This window comes from Nocardioides terrigena, assembly GCF_003047265.1.
Lineage (GTDB): Bacteria > Actinomycetota > Actinomycetes > Propionibacteriales > Nocardioidaceae > Nocardioides > Nocardioides terrigena.
Map to the genome: position 1 here is coordinate 1 of NZ_PZYY01000010.1, position 22165 is coordinate 22165.

Below are 22165 nucleotides of genomic sequence, written 5' to 3' on the forward strand. Positions count from 1 at the left end.
CGGGAGTCACAGAAGTCGCAAAGCGCTCCAACATCCCGGCCCGTCCCTACCAGCATACGAACCACTCACGTGGCTTGAAGTTCCTTAGGAACTCAACGCCGGGGATCTCGGCGCCCGGAGCGGATCAGTCCAGGTCGACGACCACGGGCGCGTGGTCCGAGGGCGACCCGCTGCCCTGGGCGGGGTCGCGCTCGTCGCGGTCGATGAAGGCACCGGTCACCCGGCCGGCCAGCGACGGCGAGGCGACGACGAAGTCGATCTTGAGCCCGCGGTCGCGCTCGAAGCGCTGGCGGTAGTAGTCCCAGTAGGTGTAGCCCGGCGCGTGCTCACGGGTGACCTCGACGTACCCGTCGTCGAGGAAGCCCTGGAAGGCGGCCCGCTCCGGAGGGGTCACGTGCGTCGACTTCGCGAACTGAGCGGGGTCGAACACGTCGTCGTCGGTCGGGCAGATGTTCCAGTCGCCGACCAGCGCCGTGTCGCCGTCCAGCCACGAGCCGGCGGCGTCGCGCAGGCGGGCCAACCAGTCGAGCTTGTAGAGGTAGTGCGGGTCGTCGGGCTTGCGTCCGTTGGGGACGTAGAGCGACCAGATGTCGACGCCGCCGCAGCGTGCCCCGATCGCCCGGGACTCCGCCGCCAGCGGGTCGCCGTACCCGGGCATGTCGTCGAAGCCGACGCGTACGTCGTCCAGGCCCACGCGCGAGATGATCGCGACGCCGTTCCACTGGTTGGTGCCGGCGACGGCGACGTCGTACCCCAGGCCCTGCAGGCCCATGAGCGGGAGCTGGTCCTCGCGGGCCTTGGTCTCCTGGAGGGCCAGGACGTCGATCTCGTGGCGCTGGAGGAAGGCCTCGACGCGGTCGATGCGGGAGCGGAGGGAGTTGACGTTCCAGGTGGCGATGCGCACCGCCCCACCCTAGGAGGGCGCCCCCACCCCTCCGGAGGGCGCCCGAAGATTTTGCGTCGACAGGCCTTTACACGGGCGATCCTCATGCGCAAGGTTCAGCGCACGCACTGTTCTCGGGAAACAGGTGCACCTGCTGGACCCCGAGGCGGAGCGTGCCCACCACCCCCCTCTGAGGAGATCCTCCATGCAGCGCAGCCGTCTCGGGCAGCTTGCCCTCGCTTCAGCCGCCGTCCTGGCCGCCACCCTGGCCACCCCGGCGATCGCAGCCACCGACAGCGACATCCCGTCGTTCTCGGAGTTCCAGTCGCAGACCTTCCGCGACACGGACAAGCAGTACATCGTCAACGGTGACGAGCCGGTATCCACCACCGGTGACCTCAAGGCCTTCTACGACAGCATGGTCGAAGGGTCGGAGAAGGCCATCGAGGAGGGCCTCGTCGTCAACACCGTGGGCGGCGCGGACGACAAGTGGAGCGCCTCGCAGGCGATGAACCTCACCTACTGCGTGAGCACCAAGTTCGGCAGCCAGTACACCAACGTGGTCAACGCCATGGCGGCCGGCGCCGGCCAGTGGGAGGCTGCCTCGTCCAAGGTCGAGTTCACGCACCTGTCGGCCAACGACTCCAAGTGCACGGTCCGCAACAACGCGGTGCTCTTCTCGGTCGAGCCGACCAGCACCACGTCGTACATCGCCCGGGCGTTCTTCCCGAGCTCGCCCGACCGCTCGCGCAACGTGCTCGTCAACGCCCCGTCGCTGATGAACTCCGGCTCGTGGACCCCGTCCAACATCATGGCCCACGAGCTCGGCCACGCGCTCGGCTTCCGCCACGAGCACACCCGCCCCGAGGCCGGCACCTGCTTCGAGGACAACAACTGGCGTCCGCTGACGCCGTACGACTCGTCGTCGATCATGCACTACCCCCAGTGCAACGGCACGAGCAGCAACCTGAGCATGACGGCGACCGACCGCCAGGGGATCGTGGCGCTCTACGGAGCCTGATCCTCCACGACCCGCGAGCGCCCCTCCTGTCCCGAGCAGGTGGGGCGTTCGTGCGTCCGGGATCCTCGGGATCAGGCGGTCCAGGCGGTCAGCACGCCCGGCGTCGCGGAGTCGGCGAGGCGGACGGCCCGCTCGCGGGGCACGTCGTGCACGACGACCTTCTCGGCGCCCGCGGCCGTGGTCGCGACGAGGTCCACCAGGCCGAGCCGACGCTGGAACCACGACTCGGTCACCACCCACCCGATGATCCCGTCCGTCTCCAGCACCGTGCGCACGCGGGCCGCCTGCGCGTGGCCGACGACCAGGTGGGTCGGCGCGGCGGGGTCCGGAGCGAGGGCATGGCCGAGGTGCCGGTACGACGCCTCGGCGACCGCGGCCCCCCACGGCAGGCCCACGACGAGCACGGCCGCCGGCAGCCACCACCCGAGCCAGGAGATGTCGGTCAGGAGCACCGGGAGCACGCTCAGCACGGCGAGGTCGACCACGCCCAGCGCCTGGCCCACGTGCTCCCGGCGGCGGGCCGACGGGCCGTGGGCGGTGAGCGGGGCCGTCAGCCGTCCGGGTGCGGCCAGCACGTCGTGGCCGACGTCGACGCAGACCTGGCGCGGGCACGGGGGCAGGATCCGGGTGACGCCCTCGCTGCCGACCCCGGTCGCCAGCGTGGACAGCTCGCCGCCCCCCACGGCACGCAGCAGCAGCGGCTCGCGCATCTCGACGCCCCGGACCCTGGTCTCCTCGACGCTGATGGAGCGGGTGGTGAAGAGCCCGGCGGTCAGGTGCAGCGAGCCCTGGCCCCGGGTGAGCCGCATGTCCCACCACTGCACGACGTAACCGGTGACGGCGATCAGCACCCAGGTGAGGAGGCCGCCGATGAGCACGAAGGGCACCAGCAGCCACAGCGCGACGGACCTGACCCACTGCCAGCCGTCGCTGAGGTGCTCCGGGTCGAGGAAGGGCAGGTCCTCGCCGAACTGCGCGAGCAGGCCGACCAGGCCCGCCAGCAGCACCAGCCGCGTCAGGCTGAACGGTGCGAAGCGCAGCCACGACCAGTCGATCGCCGCCAGCTGGGTGTCGGGGGCCGGCGGAGGAGTGGGCGCCGCCGGCTCCCCGTCCACCGCGGCCGGCAGCTCCTGCCCGGTCTGAGCGGCGCGTCGGGCCAGCAGGAGCGCGCGGAGGTCGGCCGCTCGCTCGCGGGAGACCGCATCGAGGGTGATCCGGTCGTCGTCGACGCCGGTGCCGATCTGCACCTTGGACAGCCCCAGGACCCGGTGCAGCAGCGAGGCCTCGAGGTCGACGCTGCGGACCCGGTCGAGCGGGGCGGTCGAGGTCGTCTTGTTGAGCAGGCCGGTGCGCTTCTGGAACTGGGTCGCGGTCACCCGCCACGACGTGGTCAGCCAGGGGAGCACGCCGAAGACGACGGCACCGAGCACCACCAGGGGCACCGACCACCACGGCATGCCACCGTCGCGGCTGCTGAGGCCGACGAAGGCGATGACGGCCGGCACCAGGAACTGGCCGACCGCCTTCACCGGGTCGAGGAGGAGGTTGCGGGGGTCGAGGCGCTGCCACTCGGTGGGGTCGGGGTCCTGGCCCGGATCGGCCGCCGGACCCACCTCGGGGATCACGTGGCGTCGCCCTCGCTGGCGCCGGTGATCTCGGTGAGGGTCGCCACCAGCTCGCGCGCCTGCGCGGCGTCGAGGCAGTCGATCGTGATCGGTCCGGCCGCCGAGGCCGTGGTGACGGTCAGCGAGGCCAGCCCGAAGACGCGCATCAGCGCCCCCTGGCGCGAGTCGACCGTCTGCACCCGGCTGAGCGGGGCGATCCGCGAGCTGATGGTGATCCACCCGGCGCGCGTGTGGATGGCGGTGTCGGTGACCTCCCAGCGGTGCACGCGGTAGCGCACGGGTGGCATCACGACGGGGTACGTCACGAGGCCGACGAGGGCGAGGACACCGAGCAGCAGCACCCACCACGGCGGCGTGCCCACCGTCAGCCACCACACGGCGTACCCACCCACGACCAGCAGCCCGACGAACGCCGAGGTGATCAGCGCCGCCACCCGCCAGTAGCCCACCGCGCGAGGAGAGACCTGGTGGGCGGGCTCGCGCAGGGTCCCCGCGCTGCGCGAGGGAGGGGTGGCCGGGGCCGGTGCCTGGGTCATGGCCCCGAGTTTTCCACGACCGCAGAACTGCAGGTCTGTGCATCGCACCTACCTGCAATGCGAAAGTCGTTCCCCTCGGTGGTCTAGACCGGTTGTGTGGTCGTCGTCCGTATCCAACCGGAGGGAAACCCACATGAAGTCACGCACGATCAGCCGTCTCGCCGCAGTCACGATCGGGGCCACCGCCCTGCTGCTCGCCGGCAGCCCGTCGTCCGTCGCGGTGCAGGCCCAGGAGGACGTCCCGAGCTTCGCGGAGTTCCGCGCGGCGACGTTCCAGGACGTGGGAGGCCAGTACGTCGTCAACGGCGACGAGGTCATCGCCGACACCCAGGAGCTGCGCGCCTACTACGACCGGATGGTCGGGTCGAGGAAGGACACCGACGAGGCCGGTCTCGTGGTCAACACCGTCGGTGGTGTGGACGACAAGTGGAGCGCCGGCCAGGTCGCCAACATGACCTACTGCGTGAGCACGGCGTTCGGGTCCGACTACAACGCCGTCGTCTCGGCCATGGCCCAGGGCGCGGCCCTGTGGGAGTCGGCGTCGTCGCGGGTCAACTTCACCTACGTGCCGAGCGCAGACACTAACTGCCGCACGAGCAACAACGCGGTGCTCTTCTCCGTGGAGCCGACCTCGACCAACCAGTACATCGCGCGGGCGTTCTTCCCCAGCACCGCCGACTCCCAGCGCAACGTGCTCGTCAACTCGACGTCGCTGCAGAACTCCGGCTCGTGGACGCCCGGCAACATCCTGGGCCACGAGCTCGGCCACGCGCTCGGCTTCCGCCACGAGCACACCCGTCCCGAGGCCGGCACCTGCTTCGAGGACAACAACTGGCGTCCGCTGACGGCGTACGACTCGGCGTCGATCATGCACTACCCGCAGTGCAACGGCTCGTCCGGCGACCTGTCGTTCACGTCGACCGACGGCAGCGGTGTCCGCGCGCTCTACGGCAGCTGACAACCCCCCCACCGAAGGTCCGGCGCGTGAGCGCCGGGCCTTCGGGCGTCCGGAGTCAGCCGCCGACGGTCCAGGTGTCGTCGCCGGTCGGGCCGAGGGCGGTCGCCGTCTGCAGGAGGTACGACGTGAAGCCGCTCGCCGCGCTGAGCGCGTGCACCTCGGTCATCGTCCCGGCCCGGTTGACCAGCACGAGGTCGTCGCGGCCGTCGCCGTCGTGGTCGGCGGTGCTCACCGACCACGTGGCGGGGTCGACGGCCGGGGCCGCGGTGAAGGTCTGGGCCAGGTAGGTCGTGAAGCCGGTCTCGGCGTCGAGCACGTGCACCGCGGTGCGACCGTCGGACTGGAGGTCGACGAGGTAGAGGTCGTCGCGCCCGTCGAAGTCGTAGTCGCCGGTCGTGACCTGCCACCGGTCCGGTTCGAGGGACGGCGCCGCCGTGGCGCCGTCCGCGAGCTCGGTCTGGAAGCCGGTCGCGGAGTCCAGCACGCTCACCCCGAGCCGTCCGGAGTCGTCGAGGTCGAGCACCCACAGGTCGTCGCGACCGTTGCCGTCGTAATCGCCGGCGACGAACTGTGCCTTCCCCAGTCGGGTGTCTCGCTGCAGTATCGTGGCCTGGCTCAGGAACGACCGCAGGTAGGTCGAACCACCGAGCACCTTGACCTGAGCGGTCCCGAAGCCTGCGGGCAGTACGGCGTACACGTCGGTCACCCGGTCGCCGTCGAAGTCACCGGTGGCGTAGCTCCAGCCCTGGCCTTCGAGCGGGAGCCCCGTCTGGTTGGAGAACGTGGTGTAGCCCGACGCCGGGTCGAGGACGTGCGCCTCGACCCCGGTGGGGGACTCCGCGATCGCGACCACGTCGGCGGGGGTGGCGGTGGTGTGCCTGCTGATCCGCTCCACGCGCACCTCGTCCACGTACATCGATGGTGAGGTCGAGCGCTGGCCGCACGTGGGCTGTTCGTCGTCGGGACAATTTCGCTTCACCTGCAGGCGCATGTGCTCGAGGGTGACGGGCGCGTGGTCGGTCGACCACGTCTCGACGCCGTCGACGAAGAAGCGAGTGGGGATCGGCGACTCGGCGGCCGGATCCTGTCCGGGCGCCATGTAGGTGAACTCCGCGGAGTACTCGTGCCACTGCGTCATGTCCTCGGGGTACTTGTCGCCCAGACACGCTTGGTCCCCCAACGGCGGGGAGTAGCGCCAGTAGTACGCCGCGAGCACGCGCTCGCAGCGCGGCTTGCCGCCCCAGCTCTCGACGATGTCGATCTCGCCGACTCTCTGGGTGTCGTCGGTGCGGAGCCAGAAGGCCGGGTGCACGCCGGTCTCGGCGGGCATCTTGAGGGTCGCCGAGACCCTGTAGGTCGTACCGACCTCGTACGGGATCGTCCAGAGTGCCTCGAGATCCGCCTCGGGCCGCATCTCGAGCACGCTGCGGCCGTCGTACGTCGTCTGGGTGATCCGGTCGGCGTCGGAGCTCGACACATGGGTCCAGCGCTCGGCGTACGGCAGGTCGAAGCCGTCGTTGTAGACCTCGACCGGTCCCGTCGTGGTCGCCGCCGAGACGAGCGGAGTCTCCGGCACCACGAGGTCCGGTACGGGGGGCATCGTCGGGCTGAGGAATTGCAGCACGACGAGCAGCTCACGAAGCCAGGAGGGCATGTGTCCTTCGAGGGCCGGGGAGGGGACGACATCAAGTGAACAAGGGCAGTGGTGGTCCGGCCAAACCGACCGCCCGGATCAGGGCGATCCGGGCGCCCGGCCGTAGACTCCCCGCCCGTGGCTCTCACCATCGGCATCGTCGGACTCCCGAACGCAGGCAAGTCGACGCTCTTCAACGCCCTGACCAAGAACGACGTGCTCGCGGCGAACTACCCGTTCGCCACGATCGAGCCCAACGTCGGCGTCGTCGGGGTCCCCGACGACCGCCTGCCGAAGCTGGCGGAGGTCTTCGGCTCGGCCAAGATCCTGCCCGCGACGGTCGAGTTCGTCGACATCGCCGGGATCGTCCGCGGCGCCTCGGAGGGCGAGGGACTGGGCAACAAGTTCCTCTCCCACATCCGCGAGTCCGCGGCGATCTGCCAGGTGACCCGCGTCTTCCGCGACGAGGACGTCACCCACGTCGACGGCGAGGTCAACCCGGCCTCCGACATCGGCACCATCCAGACCGAGCTGATCCTCGCCGACGTCCAGACGGTGGAGAAGGCGATCCCGCGGCTCGAGAAGGAGGCCCGCGGCGACAAGTCCAAGGCCCCGGTCCTCGACGCCGCGCGCGAGGCGCTGACGGCCCTCGAGGGCGGCACTCCGGTCATCGACACGAAGCTCGACCGCGACCTGCTGCGCGAGATCTCGCTGCTGACCGCCAAGCCCTTCATCTACGTCTTCAACTGCGACGCCGACGAGCTCGCCGACGATGACCTCAAGGCCCGCATGCAGGAGATCGTCGCGCCGTCCGAGGCGATCTTCCTCGACGCCAAGTTCGAGTCCGAGCTCGTCGAGCTCGGCTCCGACGAGGAGGCCCGCGAGATGCTCGCCGAGATGGGTGTCGACGAGCCCGGCCTCGACGTGCTCGCCCGCGTCGGCTTCGACACCCTCGGCCTCCAGACCTACCTGACCGCCGGGCCCAAGGAGACGCGCGCCTGGACGATCCGCAAGGGCGCCACGGCTCCCGAGGCGGCCGGTGTCATCCACACCGACTTCCAGAAGGGATTCATCAAGGCCGAGATCGTGTCCTTCGACGACCTGATGGCCCTCGGCACCATGCAGAAAGCCAAGGAGGCCGGCAAGGTGCGCATGGAGGGCAAGGACTACGTCATGGTCGACGGCGACGTGGTGGAGTTCCGCTTCAACGTGTGAGGTCGGCACGGCGTCGTACCCGCATTGCCGCGGGTCTTGCCCCTCGTGACAGGCTCGGCGGGTGAGAGAGCACCGCGTCAACCCGGTCGACGCCATCTGGATGAACATGGACCGCGTCCAGAACCTGATGGTGATCGAGTGCGTCATGTTCCTCGACGGACCGGTGGACCGCGAGCGGTTCGACCGGGTGGTGCAGCACCGGCTGATCGATGCCTACCCCGTCTTCTCGCGGCGTCCCACCGTGCCGCGGCGGCGCTGGACGAAGGCGCGCTGGCGCGACGTACCGGACTTCGACTTCCGCGAGCACGTCCGGGAGGTGCGGCTGCCGGCGCCCGGGGACGCCGCCGCCCTGCAGGAGTACGTCGGGGGGTTCCTCGCCACGCCGCTGCCGCGTGACCGCCCGCTCTGGGACATCCACCTCGTGGAGGGGCTCGACGAGGGGTCGGCGATCTACGTCCGTCTGCACCACGCGCTGGCCGACGGCATCGCGCTCACCCAGGTGCTGCTGTCGCTGACCGACGCGACCGCCGATGCCGACGAGCACGGCTCGGACGGCGGCGGTGCGCGCCACCACGGCGTCGGCGACCTCATCGAGGCCGCCCGGCGTGCCGCCCCCGAGGTGACCGAGGCGCTTCACCCGGCCCGGGTCCGGGCCGGGATCGCCGCCGCGGTCCGGACGGGGATCAGCGGTGCCGGTGTGCTCTCCAAGCTGCTGCTGACCCGCAACCCGGAGTCGGCCCTCGCCGGGGCCGCCGGATCCCACAAGCGGGCCGTGTGGTCCGACCCGATCGACCTGCAGCTGATCAAGGACATCGCCAAGGGCTCCGACGCCACGGTCAACGACGTGCTGGTCTCGGCGCTCGCCGGTGCCATCGAGCGCTACCAGGTCGAGCACGGTGACCGCCCGGTCGACATCCCGACGATGGTCCCGGTCAACCTGCGCCCGATGCACCTGCCGCTGCCGCGCGAGCTCGGCAACCGCTTCGCGCTCGTGGTCCTGCTGCTGCCCTCCGGTCTGGTCACCGCGACCGACCGGCTCGCGGAGACCAAGCGCCGGATGGACCGCATCAAGCGCTCCCCGGAGCCGGTCATCACGTTCGCGATGATCCAGGGGATCGGCCGCCTCGGCCGGCGGCTGAGCAGCGCCCTCGTGACGTTCTTCGCCGGCAAGGCCAGCGGGGTCACCACCAACGTGCCCGGACCGCGCGAGCCCCGCTACCTGGCCGGGACCCGGATCACCAGCCTGCTGGGCTGGGTCCCCGGATCCGGGGACCAGACGCTCGGCACCTGCATCTTCACCTACGCCGGGACGGTGCGCGTCGGCTTCAAGACCGACACCGCGGTCATCCCCGACCCGGAGCACATCCTCGACGCCTTCCACGCGGAGATCGACGACCTCGCCGGCGAGCTGGCGGCCGCCCGGCCCTGACCCGCCGCCGATCGGGACTTCCACGCCGCTGCGTGGAAGCTCAGTCCAGCTGGACGGCGTCGGGGGCCGCGACGGCGTCCGCGGCGAGGATCGCTCGGGCGACCTCGACCTGTCGGACGAGGAACGCGCGTTCGTCCAGCTTCTTGCGGCGCATCCAGGTCGTGACCTCGAGGTTGCACTTGCTCGCGTTGCACGAGCCGCAGGCCGGGACCAAGTTGGACAGGGTGTAGCGCCCGCCGCGCGAGATCGGGAGCATCGTGTCCTTCTGCAGGGCCGCGACGTCGGCGCCGCAGTAGGCGCAGCCGCCCCACTCCGCGCGCAGCGCGGCCCACTGGGCGGCCGTCAGGTCGTGCTCGACCCGCGCCATCCGGCGCTTGCGACGGCGCGCATGGGTCGCGGCTCTGGTCCTGGACGGCACCGTACGAGCGTACGGCGATCGCGCGCTCGCGGCGGGCAGGCTCGGCCTTTCGGTCCCCGACATGTGGCGCGATACTCGGGGCCATGATCGGTCACAAGCCCGTCTCCGTCCCGGCCTCCGAGGGGGCTCGCGCCGCGGCCGAGGGAAAGGTCGTCATCTACTGGCGCAAGGGCTGTCCCTTCACCCGACGCCTCCGCCTGGTGCTCGGCCGGCGCGGCTCGGATGCCGTCTGGGTCGACATCTGGGCCGACCCGGACGGGGCGGCGTACGTCCGCAGCGTCAACGACGGCAACGAGACCGTGCCGACGGTGGTCATCGACGGGGTCGCGCACACCAACCCGTCACCGCGCGCGGTGGTCGCGGCGCTGCCCTGAGCCTCAGGCGACCAGTGACCGGGTCGTGCGCAGCAGCATCGCGAGCCCGCCGGTGACTACGAGCAGGGCGACGGTCACGGCGACCACCCCGGTCCAGCCGAAGCCGGTCCATGCCTGGGCGCCGAGGCTGCCGAAGACGGCGGCGCCGAGGTAGTAGGTGAACGTGTAGAGCGACGCCGCCTGTCCGGCGCTCACCCCGCCCGCGTGCGCCCGCGCCGGGACCCAGCCGCTGGCCACGCCGTGCAGGCCGAAGAAGCCGATCGCCAGCAGCGACAGCCCGGCGACCAGCACGACGAGCGACGGCGAGAGCGTGAGCAGCGCGCCGGACACCGCCACGCCCGCACCGATCGGGAGCACGCCGCGGCGACCGAAGCGGTCGGCCAGCCGACCGAACCCGGCTGCGCTGATCGCGCCGAGCGGGTAGACGAGGAAGACGAGGCTCGCGGCGCCGAGTCCGAGGTCGAAGGGCGGGCCCTCGAGGCGGAAGGTGATGACGTTGAGCATCGCCACCATGGCCCCGAAGGCGCAGCCGCCGATGACGTAGAGGCCGAGCAGGGCCGGGTCGCTCACCGCCCGGCGGGCCATGGACAGCATCGGGCGCACGCCGGTCGGGGCGGCGACGAAGTGTCGCGAGTCGGGGAGCAGGCGTCGTACGACGAGGGCGCAGGCGGCCGCGAGCGCCGCGGCCACCGACAGCGCCCAGCGCCAGTCGCCCAGCTCCGCGGCGTACCCCGTCAGCAGCCGGCCGGTCATCCCGCCCAGTGCGGTCCCGCCGATGTAGAGCCCGGCGGCACGGGCCTGGGTGGAGGAGTGCAGCTCCTCACGGAGGTACGCCGTCGCGGCCGCCGGCAGGCCGGCCAGTGCCACCCCCATCAGGCACCGCAGCACGAGCAACGCCGTCCACGACGGCGCCAGCGCGCACCCGATCGCGCACAGCGTGGAGAGCAGCATCGACAGGTGGATGAGGCGGGTCCGCCCGACCACGTCGGAGAGCGGTCCCACCACCAGCATCGCGAGTCCGAGCGAGAGCGTGGTCAGCGAGACGGTGAGCGTCGCCTCGGTCGTGGACACCTCGAAGCGGGTCGCGAGCGCCGGCAGGATCGCCTGGGTGCTGTAGAGCAGCTCGAAGGTCAGCACCCCAGCCGCGAAGAGCGCCACCACCACCCGCAAGTAGCCGGCGGAGCCCGGGAGGTGACCCTCGTCGACGAGGGGCGGCGAGGGAGCGGTGGGGGAGGACATGACCCCGCGAGTCTGCGCGAGCGCGAGTGATACGTCCAATGTCTCTGCCGACCGGACTGCATGCGTAGAACGTATGATGAGACCATGCAGATCCGGGACCTCGAGTGGCTCCTCGCCGTGGCCGACCACGAGCACGTCACCGGGACCGCCGCGGCCCTCGGTGTCAGCCAACCGACCCTGTCGCGCGCCCTGGCCCGGATGGAGCGCGAGCTCGGCGCCCAGCTCTTCGCCCGGACGCCTGACGGCGTGCGAGCCACGCCGGTCGGGGCCACGGTCGTCGACGGGGCGCGGGAGGTGCTCGCGCGCTACGACCAGCTGCTCGCCGACGTGGCCGGCGAGCTCGACCCGGAGTCGGGGGTGGCCCGGCTCGCCTTCCTCGACTCGATGGCCACCTCCCTGGTGCCGCGGCTGCTGCGCGACTTCCATGCCGCCGCCCCGGCCGTCCGGGTGCTGCTCAGCCAGGAGCCCGCCCACGAGATGGAGGCCGACCTGGCCCGCGGGGCCGTGGACCTGGCCGTCACCTCGCACCCGGCACCGGGCGGCGGGTGGCACGTGCTGCAGGAGGAGCGCATGGTCGTCGTGGTCCCGCCGACCCACCGGCTCGCGGGCCGGACCCGGCTGACCCTCGACGAGCTCGACGGCGAGGAGCTGGTGACGACGCCTCACGGCTTCGGGTCCCGCTCGCTCGTGGACGACCTGCTGCGCGAGGCGGCGGTGACGATGCCGGTGTCCTTCGAGAGCCAGGACCTCGGCACCATCGAGGGGCTGGTCGCGGCCGGCCTGGGGGTGGCCATCGTGCCCGAGGCGCTGGCCGGGGTGTCGGGGACGGCGGGCGTCCAGATCGCCGGGGCGCCCGGCGCCCACCGGACCATCGGGCTGACCTGGCGCCTCGACCGCCGGTTGCCCCCGGCCGCCGAGCGGCTGCGCTCCTCCATCACCGGCGGGGCGGTCTGAGCCGACGCCGCCGGAGGCGTCCAAGGTCACACGGCCCGGGACTTGGATCGTTCCAATCCAGTCCGCACACTGGAGGTACGACCACGAGAAGAGGATCCCGATGACCCGCCTGATCGACGAGCTCAACGCCCTGCACGCGTCGTACGTCGACGCCGTCAACACCGCCGTCTCGAACGACGACCTCACCACCGCCGCCGAGCTGGCCGGTGACTACGACCGCGACGCCATCATGATGATGGCCGAGCACGAGGGCCGCCAGGACCTGCTGCCGCTCTTCGGCCTCGACGCCTCCGGCGGACGCGTGTCCGTCGAGCGCGACACCCCGCTGCGCTGCATCGTCCGGCGCGTCACCACGCTGCGCGCCGCCTGACCGCATCCCACCCGGCGTGACTGCTCGGGCGCGCCTCCTCGGGACGGCGCCCCGGGCAACCGCCCGGGCGGCTGGAAGACTGCCGCCCATGGGACACGAGTGGGACGCACACACCGCCGTCGAGGCCACGCCCGACGGCTGGTCGGCCGAGCTCGATCCGGGCTGGGTGGTCGGCGGGGCGGTCAACGGCGGGTACCTGCTGGGCGTGCTCGGTCGCGCGATCGGCGAGACCGTCCCCGACAAGCCCGACCCGCTCGCCGTCAGCGCCTACTACGTCTCCGCATCCCGCCCCGGGCCGGCCACGGTCCGCACCCGCGTCGTCCGTGACGGCGGCAGCACCGCGACGGTGGCCGCCGAGCTCGGCCAGGGCGAGGACACCCGCATCACGGCCCTCGCGACGTACGGCGACCTGTCCCGGCTGCCGGACGACGTGCGCACCACGGCGGTCGAGCCCGACCTGCCGCCCCTCGAGGAGTGCTTCGCGACCTCCGACGCCCCGGCGGGATCGTCCCGGACCCCGCCGCTGATGGAGCGCTTCGACATGCGCTTCGACCCGGCGTGCGTCGGCTGGGCGCTGGGCCAGCCGAGCGGACGCGGCCTGCTGCAGGCGTGGTTCCGGCTGGCCGACGGCCGCGAGCCCGATCCCGTCCAGCTGCTGATGGTCCTCGACGCGCTGCCCCCGGTGACCTTCGACCTCGGGCACATGGGGTGGGCGCCCACCCTCGAGCTGACGGCCCACGTGCGTGCGGTCCCCGCGCCGGGCTGGCTGAAGGTGTCCCACCGCACTCGCAACGTCGCCGGCGGGATGTTCGAGGAGGACTGCGAGGTCTGGGACTCCGCGGGCCGCCTCGTCGCGCAGAGCCGCCAGCTCGCACGCTTCCCGCGTCCGGCCTGACCGGGTCGGCCCGCCTGACCGGGTCGGCCCGCGGGACCGGGTGACGCCAGCCCGACGGAGGGTCAGCCGCCGATCTGCTCGATCTGGTGCAACCCGCCGTGCTCGAGGGCCCGGGCCCGGACGTCGGCGTCGCTGCAGAACCCGTCGAGGGTCCGCTTGAGGCACAGCAGCCCGAGCAGGTGACCCTCGTCGTCGACGACGGCCAGCCGCCGCGTCGCCTGCTCACGCATGAGCGCGAGGGCCTCCTCGACCGGGTGGTCGGGGGAGACCGTCCGGCCGGCGAGCGGCGCCAGGTCGAGGGCCGGACCTTCCGGGTCCGTCGGCCCCGCCAGGTCGTCGCGCAGCAGCGTCCCCCGCAGCACGCCGCCGTCGGTGAGCAGGAGCATGTGGACGTGCGCGTCGCCGAACGCCTCGCGCGCGCCTGCGACGGTCAGGTCGCAGCCGTGCGTCCACGGCGCGGTCACCATCGCGGCGGCGACGGTCCGTGGGTCGCACGTCAATCGAACCACCGGCGGTCCATCGAGATGATCCAGCGACGGCGCGGGTGCTCGGTGACCGTCCAGATGCGGTCGGTGGAGGGCCAGTAGGACAGGTCCTCGGGTCCCATCGGCACCGCCCAGCGCCGGACCCGCATCGAGCCGGGCTGCCCGGCCGCCACGGTCCCCGGCATCCAGCGCCCGCGCGAGACGGTCACGTGGTAACGACCGCCCGCGAGGACCGCGCCCTGCATCTGCCGCACGCCGCCCTCGTCGATGGCGAGCGGGCGGGAGACGCCGTCCTCGCCCGTCTCGAGCTGCCAGGTGGCCGGGTCGAGCGGGTAGCGCGCCAGCCGGGTGCTCGCGTCGGGGTCGAGCGCGTACTCGCCCGCGACCAGCGCGGGCGGGTCGGAGCGTCGGTCGAGCGACAGGAAGGAGTAGCGCAGCTTGTCGTGGCCCTCGTCGGTGAAGGCCTGGTACGTCGCCCGCACCGGCAGCACGTAGCGGTGCCCGAAGGACGCCACCCGGGTGCCCGAGACCCCGATCTCGTCCGGGTGGTCGTCGTCCCCGGCGACCCGCATGATGTCGTCGACCCGCGCCGTGACGAACCCGCGGCTGGTGGCCGCGATGTGCAGCCACGGCCCGGCCCAGACGATCCCGCCGGCGTGGATGTTCATCGGGCGCAGCTGCAGGACCCCGGCCTTGTCGAGGACGGGGACCACCAGCAGGACGTGGCGGTACTCGAGGGTGTCGAGGTCGATGAACGTGACCCGCGAGCCGCGCTTGATGCCGTCCTTGGCGGTGGAGTACCAGGTGGTGACGAGCACCCGTCGGCCGTCGGGTCCGACGACCTCGGTGTCCGAGGAGTCCGCGCTGGTGGAGATGCCCTGTGGGTACCAGTTCTCGTCGCGCTCGTCGTACGCGTCCCACGCCCAGGCCCGGCGGACGGCGCGGCCGAGGAGCCGCGGCAGCACCCGCGCGGGACGGAGGCGGTACTTCAGGTCGGACAGCAGGCCGTCCAGTCCCGCCGGTTCACCGAGCACGGCGGCGAGGGCCGCGATCTCGCGGACGTTGTCGTCGGTGCGCTGCAGGTGCACGCCCTCGACGTGGGGGCGGGTCTCCTCGGGTCCGGGCGGGGGAGAGGATTCACCGGCTTCGCGCATGCCCCCACCGTAATCGCGCGTCTCCGGCGCCGGTCGTCGGCCGGTCCCCACGACCGGAGAGCACCCGCGCGCTGGTTAGGGTCGACGGCGTGACCGACCAGCCACGCGTCCCCGTCGTGGGGGCAGCGATCGTCCGTGACGGTCGCGTCCTGGCGGCCCGTCGTACGACGCCCGCCTCGGCCGCGGGCCGCTGGGAGTTCCCCGGCGGCAAGGTCGAGCCCGGCGAGACCCCCGACGCCGCCCTGGTCCGCGAGGTCGCCGAGGAGCTGGGATGCACCATCGCGGTGACTGCCTGGCTGCCGGGCGCGGCGGCCATCGGCGACACCCACGAGCTCCGGGTCGCCACCGCCGTGCTGGTCGCGGGGGAGCCCGAGCCGACCGAGCACGACCTGCTGCGCTGGCTCGGTGCGGACGCCCTCGACGAGGTCGACTGGCTCGAGCCCGACCGGCCGTTCCTCACGCTGCTGGCTGGGATGATGCCGCGGTGAGGGCGATCTTCTTCGATGAGGACGACGCGCGTGCCGTGGCGGCCCGGCTGCTCGCCGACGGCTTCGAGGCGAGCGTCGCCCGCGAGCGGCTGGCCGGCGAGGACGACGACGAGGGCCATCCCTGGGCCGTGCTGTCGGACGCGCCGGACTTCATGGTCGAGCTGCTCGTCGACGAGTACGACGGGTGGCTGGACGCCGCGGACGACGCGCCGGCCGCACCCCCGCTGCCGCCCCTGGACCTGCCCGCCGCCCCGAAGCGGATCAAGCGACCGACCGGTGACTGACCCGGCGACCGGGCCCGTGGCCGACCCGGCGGCCGCGGAGCGCACCGGTGCCGCGCGCAGCCCGGTGGGGACGTTGCCCCTCGTGCCCGCGGCGGCGTTCGTGCTGGTGTGGTCGTCGGGCTACATCTCGGGTCCCTACGGGGTGCAGCACGTCGAGCCGTTCACGCTGCTGGCCCTCCGTTTCGCCCTCGCCGCCGTGATCGCCCTTGCGGTGGCGCGTGTCTTCCGCGGCCCGCTGCACGTCGACCGCGCCGACCTGGGCCGGATCGCGCTGACCGGGCTGGCGATGAACGCCGTCCAGTTCGGCGCGATGTACCTCGCCTTCGACGCCGGCCTCGGTGCGACCCTCGCCTCCCTGCTCCACGCGCTGACCCCGGTGCTCACCGCCGTGCTGGCCGCGGCCCTCCTCGGTGAGCGGTTGTCCGCGCGGCAGGTCGCCGGGCTCGTCGTCGGCGTGGCCGGAGTGGTGATCGTGCTCGGTCCTGACATCGAGAAGGCCGGCGGGCCGGTGGCCGTCGCGCTCGGCGTCTTCGGTGCGATCACCCTGAGCCTGGGCACCCTCGGCCAGCGCTGGATCGGTCACGCCCCCGACCCGTGGTGGTCGGCCGCGATCCAGTTCAGCGTCTCGGTGCCGCCCCTGGCGGTGCTGGCCCTGGCCCTGGAGGGCACCGACGCGGTGAGCGACCCGGTGCGCGGCGGCCTGACCGTGGTCTTCCTCGCCATCGTCAACTCGATCATCGGCCTGCTCCTGCTGGGCAAGCTGGTGCGTGCCGGGGGAGCAGGTGCCGGAGCGAGCCTGTTCTTCATCGCCCCGCCGGTGACCGCGGTGATGGCGTGGCTGGTCCTGGGCGAGACCCTCGGGCCGCTGGAGCTGGTCGGGCTCGTGGTCGCCGTGGTCGGTGTGGCCCTCGGGACGGGCAGCCTCCCGACGAGGCGGCGCGGGGCCCGGCCCTAGGCTGGAGCCATGACGTCCGACCAGCGCCTGCTCCTGGTGCACGCCCACCCCGACGACGAGACCATCAACAACGGCGCCACCATGGCCCGCTACGTCGCCGAGGGCCGCGGGGTCACCGTGGTGACCTGCACCGCCGGCGAGATGGGCGAGGTGCTCGTCCCCGACCTCGAGCACCTGGCCTACGACCGCGACGGCGGCCTCGGTGAGCGACGCAAGGGCGAGATCGCCGAGGCGATGGCCGCGCTCGGCGTCACGGACCACCGCTGGCTCGGCGGCTTCGGTCGCTTCCACGACTCCGGGATGGCCTGGCACGCCGACGGCCACGCCGTCGCCGGCGACTTCGTGCCCGACAACGGCTTCTGGCACGCCGACCTCCTCGAGGCCGCCGACGAGCTGGTGCGGATCATCCGTGACGTCCGACCCCAGGTGCTCGTGACCTACGACGAGTTCGGCGGCTACGGCCACCCCGACCACATCCAGGCGCACCGCGTCGCGACGTACGCCACCGCCCTCGCCGCCGTCGCGGCGTACAAGCGCGACCTCGGCGAGCCCCACGACGTCGCCAAGGTCTACTGGTGCGCGATGAGCGAGAACCGCATGCGCGACAGCCTGCGCCGGATGCGGGAGTCGGGCGACACCACCAGCTTCGAGGGGATGGATCCCGACGGCGACCTCGGACCCTTCGTCACGGCCGACGACCTGATCTCGGCCCGCGTCGACGGCCAGGCGTACGCCGCTCGGAAGATGGACGCGCTCAAGCTGCACCGCACCCAGGTGGACCCCGACGGCCCATTCTTCGCCGGCGCCGAGTCCGGCCACGCGTTCTGGGGCGACGAGTACTACGTGCTCGCCAAGGGCGACCGCGGCCCGGTGGGCGAGGACGGCTTCGAGGCCGACCTCTTCGCCGGGCTCTGAGCCGGTGGGCCTCGTCCTCCGGGGCGGGTGCGCCGTCGTGCTCCTCGCGGTCGGTGCCGCCGCGGGGCTGGCCACCGTCCTGCTGCACCAGCGCGGCTGGGGGCTGGCCCTCGGGCTGGCCGCCGCGGCCGCCACGACCCTCGCCCTGCCGCGGGGCTGGTGGTCGCGGGTGGCCTTCATGCTCGGCTGGATGGGCGCCGTCGTGTGGGCGATGATGCCCAGGTCCGAGGGCGACTACCTGATCCCCGCCAACGCGTCGGGGTACGCCGTGCTGGTCGGGTCGTTCGTCGTCTTGCTGGTCGCGCTGGCCACCAGCGGACCTACTCGCGGGTCGCGCGACGATCCCGGGGATTCACCGACCCCGACCTAGGATGCGGGGCGTGTCGCTTCTCCCCGCCTCCGATGTCGACGCCGGCCCTGAGACCCAGGACAAGGCCGGCGGCCGTGTCGTGCTCTGGCTGCTGCTCGGCCTCCTCGTCGTCTTCGGGGGGCTCTACGTCGCGGCGCACTACGCCGCCGGCGACAAGGTGCCGCGGGGCACCACCGTCAGCGGTGTGAGCATCGGCGGCCACCCGCAGGCCGAGGCGGCCGACCGACTCCGGGCCGGGCTGGCCGAGCAGGTCAGCGCCCCGATCGAGGCCTCCGTCGACGGCACGCCCGTCACCGTCGAGGCCGCCGAGGCGGGGCTCGAGGTCGACTACGAGGCGTCCGTCGCCGAGGCCGGCGGCGAGGAGAGCTGGGACCCCGTCCGGCTCTGGAACTACTTCACCGGCGGTGACGACCTCGAGGCCGAGGTGGTCGTCGACGAGGCCGCCCTCGCTGCGCTCGCGACCCGCCTCGACGCCGAGCACGGCCGCACCCCGCGCGAGGGGGCGCTGGCCTTCGAGGGCGCCCGCATCACCGAGACCGAGCCGCGCACCGGGCGCTCGCTGGACCCGGCCGCCACGGGCGACGCCCTCGCCGCCGCCTGGCTGGAGGGCGCCACCGCCGAGCTCGACCTCGTCGAGGACCAGCCCGAGATCGACGAGGGCGACCTCGCGGAGGCCCGCCAGTCCTTCGCCAACGCCGCGGTCTCCGGACCGGTCACGCTGTCCTTCGAGCAGTCCAGCGTCCGCCTCCAGCCCGCCGACTACACCCCGGCGCTCAGCATGGAGCCGGTCGACGGCGCGCTCGAGCCCCGGCTCGACGACAAGGCACTGGCCGCGATGCTCGAGGGCAAGGTGGCCATCGACGGTGCTCCCGTCGACGCGACCGTCGCGCTGGTCGGCGGCCGTCCGCAGGTCGTGCCCGCCAAGCCCGGCGTGACCTACGACGAGCAGCAGATCACCGACGGCTTCCTCGAGCTGGTGGCCGCGTCCGGCGACCAGCGCACCCTGGCCGTCGACGCCAAGGTCGCGCGACCGGACTTCACCACCAAGGACGCCCGGGCCCTGCAGATCCGCGAGCAGGTGTCGTCCTTCACGACCTACTACCCCTACGCCGAGTACCGCAACGTCAACATCGGCCGGGCCGCCGAGATCGTCGACGGCTACGTCCTCAAGCCGGGCGAGACGTTCTCGCTCAACGACACCGTCGGTGAGCGCACCGTGGCCAACGGCTTCACCGAGGGTTACGTGATCTCCGACGGCATCCTCGTCCAGGACCTCGGCGGCGGCGTCTCCCAGATGGCCACGACGCTCTTCAACGGGATGTTCTTCGCGGGCCTCGAGGACGTCGAGCACAAGCCGCACTCCTTCTACATCGACCGCTACCCGGTCGGCCGGGAGGCCACCGTCGCGTGGGGCGCGGTGGACCTGCGCTTCCGCAACGACACGCCGTACGGCGTCCTCATCGACACCAACGTGACCCCGTCGACCCCGTCGACCTCGGGCGTCGTGACGGTGTCGATGTACTCCACGAAGCACTGGGACATCACCAGCGCGACCGGCGAGCGGCACAACATCACGCAGGCCGAGGTGCGCCGAATCAACACGCTGCGCTGCCACCCCAACGAGGGCTACGGCGGCTTCGACATCGACGTGACGCGGTTCTTCGAGCCGGTCGGGGCCAACACCGAGACGCGGGAGCCCGAGGTCTTCTCGACGACCTACACACCCAGCGACACGGTCATCTGCACCAACCCCGACGCCGTCGACGAGTAGGCGAACGACGGATCGCGGTCAGGCGCTGACGGCGCCGACCGGGCGCGCCCGCGCGGCGAGCGCCAGGACGGCGAGGGCCGCGACGACCGCGGCCGCCCCGACGACCACCGACTCCGGGCTGTCGGTGAGCCGACCGACCGCGATCCAGGACAGTCCCCACGCGGCCGCGGCGGCGAAGGTCCACCGGCGACCGGTACGGGCGAGCACCACGGCGGCGACGCCGACCACCACCACGAGCACCGCGACGGCGATGGCGTCGGCCACCGGCGAGGACGGGGTGACGCCCTGCTCGACGAGGGTCGCGGTGACGTTGGCGCAGACCGCCACGGCCACCCAGCCGAGGTAGAGACCGAAGGTCCCGTCCACGACCACCCGGTCCGCGAGCGTCGCGGGGGCGCCGAGGTCGGTGAGGCGCTGCACCAGCACCCCGAGCACGAGCACGAGGGCGACGATCACGGCCACGCTCGTCCACAGCCAGCCCTGCTGGGTGACCAGCAGCCAGGCGGCGTTGAGGGCCATCGAGGCCGCCGCCAGCCACCCCGTGGCGCGGGCGCGGGGGGAGGCGGCGACCGACGGCAGCCACTGCCAGATCGTGTACGCCGCGAGGCCGGCGTACACGACCGACCAGATCGAGAACGCCGGCCCGAGCGGCGCCAGCAGGGTGGCGTCGGCCGCGAGCGCTCCGCCCGACGACTCGGCGACGCGGGTGCCGATGACGCCGGTGCCCACCAGGGTCCCCACGATGCAGAAGACCTCTGCGAGCGTGACGACGACCTGGCGGGCCCGGTCGGTGGTGGTGGCTGTGCTCATGCGCCCCATTCAACAGGGGACGCGCCAGCCGTCAGGGCGTGAGGCGGTGCAGGTCGCGCGGGAAGAGCGTGACCTCGCGGACGTTGGTCGCCTCGACCAGCCGGCTCACCCAGCGCTCCAGGCCGATCGCGAACCCGCCGTGCGGCGGCATCCCGTGCCGGAAGGCCTGGAGGTACGCCGCGTAGTCGGCCGGGTCCTCGCCGCGCGCCCGAATGGCCGCGTCGTAGTCGCTCGGCCGGTGCAGCCGCTGACCACCGGTCACCAGCTCGAGCCCGCGGAAGAGCAGGTCGAAGCTGTTGGACCACCGGGGGTCGACTGCGCCCTCGTCGGTTGAGGTGCGAGCGGAGCGAGCCTCGAAACCGCTCCCCGTCCACGGGTGCGTGTAGAACGGCCGCTTGGCCATCGGGTAGCCCTCGACCGCCAGGAAGTCGGACCCGTGCTCCTCCAGCGCCCACGCGCCGAGCGCGCGCTCGTGCTCGGGCGCGAGGTCCGGCTCGTCCTCGGGCGCACCGACGAGCGCGAGCGCCTCGGCGAAGTGGATCACCGGGATCTCGGCCGGCACCTCGGGCACCCGCGCCCCGGTCCGCCCGACCGCCGCGGCGGCGTACGTCTCGATGCCCGACACCATCCCGGCCAGCACCTCGCGGAGCATCGCGAGCACGTCGCGGTGGTCGCGGACGAAGCCGAGCTCGACGTCGAGGGAGCGGTACTCCGCGAGGTGGCGCACCGTGTCGTGCGGCTCGGCGCGGAAGACCGGGCCGACCTCGTAGACGCGCTCGAAGACGCCCACCAGCTGCTGCTTGTAGAACTGCGGGCTCTGGGCGAGGTAGGCCGGACGGCCGAAGTAGTCCACCGCGAAGACGTTGGCCCCCGACTCGGTCGCGGACTCCACGAACTTGGGCGTGGTCACCTCGGTGAACCCGAGCCCGTCGAGGCTGGCCCGGAAGCCGCGCAGCGACGCCGCCGCCAGCTCCCAGCGGGCGCGCTGCGCGGGGTGGCGCCACAGCACCGGCGCGTGGTCGAGCAGGGTGGGTAGCTGGACGTCGAGCTGCGGGCGCCACAGCTCGGCCGGGGGAGTCTCGGCCGGCTCGGTGAGGGCCTCGACGACCGCGTCGGTCACCTCGACGCCGCCGGGCGCCTGGGCGTTGGCGGTCGCCGTGCCGGTCACCCGGACGGTCGTCTCCTCGGGCGGTACGACGGTCCCGGCCGGCAGCACGACCTGGGCCAGGCCGCTGCGGTCGCGGACGACCAGGAACGTGACCCTGGCCAGCTCGCGACGGCGGTGGACCCACCCCTCGAGCGTCACCGGGGAACCGGGCGCGAGGGTGGGCAGTGATGTGCAGAGCGATCTCATGACGACCTCCAGGTGGACTGGGCCCTGGA

Annotated in this window: 24 protein-coding genes; 14 read left to right on the forward strand and 10 right to left on the reverse strand. The window is 72.5% G+C overall.

Features of this window, described 5'->3' with window-relative positions; all coding sequences use genetic code 11:
* Positions 1-124: 124 nt before the first annotated feature.
* Positions 125-904: an exodeoxyribonuclease III gene (locus tag DAE25_RS18980; RefSeq protein ID WP_107767706.1), complete on the reverse strand. Its 780-nt coding sequence runs from the start codon at positions 902-904 to the stop codon at positions 125-127.
* A gap of 184 nt (positions 905-1088) precedes the next feature.
* On the opposite strand from DAE25_RS18980, the gene DAE25_RS18985 reads away from it, so the two are divergent.
* Positions 1089-1904 carry a M57 family metalloprotease gene (locus DAE25_RS18985; protein WP_107767707.1) on the forward strand — a complete coding sequence of 272 codons (816 nt, stop codon included), beginning with the start codon at positions 1089-1091 and terminating at the stop codon, positions 1902-1904.
* A gap of 71 nt (positions 1905-1975) precedes the next feature.
* Here DAE25_RS18985 and DAE25_RS18990 read toward each other — a convergent pair whose 3' ends face one another.
* Together DAE25_RS18990 and DAE25_RS18995 are read right to left on the reverse strand one after the other, a co-directional pair.
* Positions 1976-3529, reverse strand: a complete 1554-nt coding sequence (locus DAE25_RS18990; protein WP_107767708.1) for a PH domain-containing protein — start codon at positions 3527-3529, stop codon at positions 1976-1978.
* The gene (locus DAE25_RS18995; RefSeq protein WP_107767709.1) at positions 3526-4065 is read right to left on the reverse strand and encodes a PH domain-containing protein; all 540 of its coding nucleotides are present in this window, start codon (positions 4063-4065) and stop codon (positions 3526-3528) included. Before DAE25_RS18995 ends, DAE25_RS18990 begins: the two co-directional genes overlap by 4 nt.
* Before the next feature lie 133 nt (positions 4066-4198).
* Between DAE25_RS18995 and DAE25_RS19000 the strand changes: the two genes are divergently transcribed.
* Positions 4199-5023, forward strand: coding sequence for a M57 family metalloprotease (locus DAE25_RS19000; RefSeq protein WP_107767710.1), 825 nt, complete (start codon positions 4199-4201; stop codon positions 5021-5023).
* A gap of 55 nt (positions 5024-5078) precedes the next feature.
* Here DAE25_RS19000 and DAE25_RS19005 read toward each other — a convergent pair whose 3' ends face one another.
* Positions 5079-6677: an FG-GAP-like repeat-containing protein gene (locus tag DAE25_RS19005; protein ID WP_107767711.1), complete on the reverse strand. Its 1599-nt coding sequence runs from the start codon at positions 6675-6677 to the stop codon at positions 5079-5081.
* Positions 6678-6794: 117 nt separating this feature from the next.
* On the opposite strand from DAE25_RS19005, the gene ychF reads away from it, so the two are divergent.
* The gene (gene ychF / locus DAE25_RS19010) at positions 6795-7871 is read left to right on the forward strand and encodes a redox-regulated ATPase YchF (protein WP_107767712.1); all 1077 of its coding nucleotides are present in this window, start codon (positions 6795-6797) and stop codon (positions 7869-7871) included.
* A gap of 61 nt (positions 7872-7932) precedes the next feature.
* Positions 7933-9300, forward strand: coding sequence for a wax ester/triacylglycerol synthase family O-acyltransferase (locus DAE25_RS19015; RefSeq protein ID WP_107767713.1), 1368 nt, complete (start codon positions 7933-7935; stop codon positions 9298-9300).
* 40 nt (positions 9301-9340) lie between these two features.
* Here DAE25_RS19015 and DAE25_RS19020 read toward each other — a convergent pair whose 3' ends face one another.
* Positions 9341-9718, reverse strand: coding sequence for an HNH endonuclease (locus DAE25_RS19020; protein ID WP_234411148.1), 378 nt, complete (start codon positions 9716-9718; stop codon positions 9341-9343).
* Between the two features lie 83 nt (positions 9719-9801).
* On the opposite strand from DAE25_RS19020, the gene DAE25_RS19025 reads away from it, so the two are divergent.
* Positions 9802-10092: a glutaredoxin domain-containing protein gene (locus DAE25_RS19025; RefSeq protein ID WP_107767715.1), complete on the forward strand. Its 291-nt coding sequence runs from the start codon at positions 9802-9804 to the stop codon at positions 10090-10092.
* A gap of 3 nt (positions 10093-10095) precedes the next feature.
* On the opposite strand, the gene DAE25_RS19030 is transcribed toward DAE25_RS19025, so the two are convergent.
* Positions 10096-11331, reverse strand: coding sequence for an MFS transporter (locus DAE25_RS19030; RefSeq protein WP_107767716.1), 1236 nt, complete (start codon positions 11329-11331; stop codon positions 10096-10098).
* An 84-nt stretch (positions 11332-11415) separates the two neighbouring features.
* Between DAE25_RS19030 and DAE25_RS19035 the strand changes: the two genes are divergently transcribed.
* From DAE25_RS19035 to DAE25_RS19045, 3 genes are all read left to right on the forward strand, one after another.
* The gene (locus tag DAE25_RS19035; protein ID WP_107767717.1) at positions 11416-12285 is read left to right on the forward strand and encodes a LysR family transcriptional regulator; all 870 of its coding nucleotides are present in this window, start codon (positions 11416-11418) and stop codon (positions 12283-12285) included.
* Between the two features lie 100 nt (positions 12286-12385).
* Positions 12386-12655 carry a hypothetical protein gene (locus DAE25_RS19040; protein ID WP_107767718.1) on the forward strand — a complete coding sequence of 90 codons (270 nt, stop codon included), beginning with the start codon at positions 12386-12388 and terminating at the stop codon, positions 12653-12655.
* 88 nt (positions 12656-12743) lie between these two features.
* On the forward strand, positions 12744-13550 hold the full coding sequence (locus tag DAE25_RS19045; RefSeq protein ID WP_107767719.1) for a thioesterase family protein: 807 nt from the start codon (positions 12744-12746) through the stop codon (positions 13548-13550).
* 62 nt (positions 13551-13612) lie between these two features.
* Here DAE25_RS19045 and DAE25_RS19050 read toward each other — a convergent pair whose 3' ends face one another.
* Both DAE25_RS19050 and DAE25_RS19055 read right to left on the reverse strand, forming a co-directional pair.
* A complete protein-coding gene (locus DAE25_RS19050) occupies positions 13613-14059 on the reverse strand; it encodes a CBS domain-containing protein (RefSeq protein WP_159083840.1) in 447 nt (148 codons plus the stop codon).
* Positions 14047-15189 carry a hypothetical protein gene (locus tag DAE25_RS19055; protein WP_199907693.1) on the reverse strand — a complete coding sequence of 381 codons (1143 nt, stop codon included), beginning with the start codon at positions 15187-15189 and terminating at the stop codon, positions 14047-14049. Before DAE25_RS19055 ends, DAE25_RS19050 begins: the two co-directional genes overlap by 13 nt.
* 89 nt (positions 15190-15278) lie before the next feature.
* Here DAE25_RS19055 and DAE25_RS19060 point away from each other — a divergent pair, with 89 nt between their 5' ends.
* The 6 genes from DAE25_RS19060 to DAE25_RS19085 are packed head-to-tail and all read left to right on the forward strand — an operon-like array spanning position 15279 to position 19972.
* The gene (locus tag DAE25_RS19060; RefSeq protein ID WP_107767722.1) at positions 15279-15677 is read left to right on the forward strand and encodes a (deoxy)nucleoside triphosphate pyrophosphohydrolase; all 399 of its coding nucleotides are present in this window, start codon (positions 15279-15281) and stop codon (positions 15675-15677) included.
* Positions 15674-15961 carry a hypothetical protein gene (locus tag DAE25_RS19065; RefSeq protein ID WP_107767723.1) on the forward strand — a complete coding sequence of 96 codons (288 nt, stop codon included), beginning with the start codon at positions 15674-15676 and terminating at the stop codon, positions 15959-15961. The genes DAE25_RS19060 and DAE25_RS19065 overlap by 4 nt, the downstream gene beginning before the upstream one ends.
* Complete coding sequence (locus tag DAE25_RS19070) at positions 15954-16916, forward strand: DMT family transporter (RefSeq protein ID WP_107767724.1); 963 nt, start codon at positions 15954-15956, stop codon at positions 16914-16916. The genes DAE25_RS19065 and DAE25_RS19070 overlap by 8 nt, the downstream gene beginning before the upstream one ends.
* 9 nt (positions 16917-16925) lie before the next feature.
* Positions 16926-17831 (forward strand): N-acetyl-1-D-myo-inositol-2-amino-2-deoxy-alpha-D-glucopyranoside deacetylase, encoded by a 906-nt coding sequence (gene mshB, locus DAE25_RS19075; protein WP_107767725.1) that lies wholly within the window; start codon positions 16926-16928, stop codon positions 17829-17831.
* A 4-nt stretch (positions 17832-17835) separates the two neighbouring features.
* Positions 17836-18201, forward strand: coding sequence for a hypothetical protein (locus DAE25_RS19080; RefSeq protein WP_107767726.1), 366 nt, complete (start codon positions 17836-17838; stop codon positions 18199-18201).
* A 10-nt stretch (positions 18202-18211) separates the two neighbouring features.
* On the forward strand, positions 18212-19972 hold the full coding sequence (locus DAE25_RS19085; RefSeq protein WP_159083842.1) for a VanW family protein: 1761 nt from the start codon (positions 18212-18214) through the stop codon (positions 19970-19972).
* A gap of 18 nt (positions 19973-19990) precedes the next feature.
* On the opposite strand, the gene DAE25_RS19090 is transcribed toward DAE25_RS19085, so the two are convergent.
* The gene (locus DAE25_RS19090) at positions 19991-20782 is read right to left on the reverse strand and encodes a hypothetical protein (RefSeq protein ID WP_107767728.1); all 792 of its coding nucleotides are present in this window, start codon (positions 20780-20782) and stop codon (positions 19991-19993) included.
* 31 nt (positions 20783-20813) lie between these two features.
* Positions 20814-22136 (reverse strand): aspartate--tRNA(Asn) ligase, encoded by a 1323-nt coding sequence (aspS, locus tag DAE25_RS19095; RefSeq protein ID WP_107767729.1) that lies wholly within the window; start codon positions 22134-22136, stop codon positions 20814-20816.
* Positions 22137-22165: the final 29 nt, after the last annotated feature.